Genomic DNA, 1,913 nt, shown 5'->3' with positions numbered 1-1,913 from the left:
GCGGCTCGGCAACGCCGTCGCGCCGCTGGTCGACGTCTGCCAACGCCTGGAGCATAACTTCGTATAGCATACATTATACGAAGTTATGTGACTGGAGTTCAGATCGGAAGAGCACACACTTCGTATAATGTATGCTATACGAAGTTATGCACCCATCGTGTAGGGAAAGAGTGTATAACTTCGTATAGCATACATTATACGAAGTTATCGACCTAGACGATAACTTCGTATAATGTATGCTATACGAAGTTATGCCTCTAGGTCGATAACTTCGTATAATGTATGCTATACGAAGTTATACACTCTTTCCCTACACCTCTTCCGATCTAGGTCGATAACTTCGTATAATGTATGCTATACGAAGTTATACACTCTTTCCCTAACAGGTCACACGGCGATAACTTCGTATAATGTATGCTATACGAAGTTATGCACCTAGCCATAACTTCGTATAGCATACATTATACGAAGTTATGTGACTGGAGTTAGACGTGTGCTCTTCCGATCTGAACTCCAGTCACATAACTTCGTATAATGTATGCTATACGAAGTTATGCACTAGCGATCTAGATCGGGTCGATAACTTCGTATAATGTATGCTATACGAAGTTATGCACCTAGTATAACTTCGTATAATGTATGCTATACGAAGTTATGCACCTCGATAACTTCGTATAATGTATGCTATACGAAGTTATACACTCTTTCCCTATGGTCGATAACTTCGTATAATGTATGCTATACGAAGTTATGCACCTAGGTGCATAACTTCGTATAATGTATGCTATACGAAGTTATACACTCTTTCCCTACACGAGGTCGATAACTTCGTATAATGTATGCTATACGAAGTTATGCACCAGATCGGAGTAGGGAAAGAGTGTATAACTTCGTATAGCATACGAAGTTATCGACCGCATAACTTCGTATAGCATACATTATACGAAGTTATGTGACTGGAGTTAGGTGCATAACTTCGTATAATGTATGCTATACGAAGTTATGCACCTAGATTCGTGTAGGGAAAGAGTGTATAACTTCGTATAGCATACATTATACGAAGTTATCGTGATAATGTATGCTATACGAAGTTATCGTGACTATGTATCTAGTTATAACTTCGTATAGCATACATTATACGAAGTTATGTGACTGGAGTTCAGACCGTGTGCTCTTCACATAACTTCGTATAATGTATGCTATACGAAGTTATGCACCTCTCCGATCTAGAGGTGCATAACTTCGTATAGCATACATTATACGAAGTTATGCACCTCTGAACTCCAGTCACATAACTTCGTATAATGTATGCTATACGAAGTTATGCACCTAGTGTAGGGAAAGAGTGCATAACTTCGTATAGCATACATTATACGAAGTTATCGTATAGCATACATTATACGAAGTTATGGACCGCATAACTTCGTATAGCATACATTATACGAAGTTATGTGACTGGAGTTCAGACGACCGCATAACTTCGTATAGCATACATTATACGAAGTTATGTGACTGGAGTTCAACCAAGAGTGTATAACTTCGTATAGCATACATTATACGAAGTTATCGACCGTGTAGGGAAAGAGTGTATAACTTCGTATAGCATACATTATACGAAGTTATCGCTAGATGCATAACTTCGTATAGCATACATTATACGAAGTTATGTATGCTATACGAAGTTATGCACCTAGGTCGATAACTTCGTATAGCATACATTATACGAAGTTATGTACTCTTTCTCTTCCGATCTATTATGGTGTATAACTTCGTATAGCATACATTATACGAAGTTATCGTTATCGAGGTGCATAACTTCGTATAGCATACATTATAGCTCGATAACTTCGTATAATGTATGCTATACGAAGTTATGCACCTCGTGATCGAGGCCGCCACCGAGAATGAGGAGG

The sequence above is a fragment of the Methylosinus sp. LW4 genome, assembly GCF_000379125.1.
Lineage (GTDB): Bacteria > Pseudomonadota > Alphaproteobacteria > Rhizobiales > Beijerinckiaceae > Methylosinus.
Note: the sequence above shows the minus strand (reverse complement) of the source record.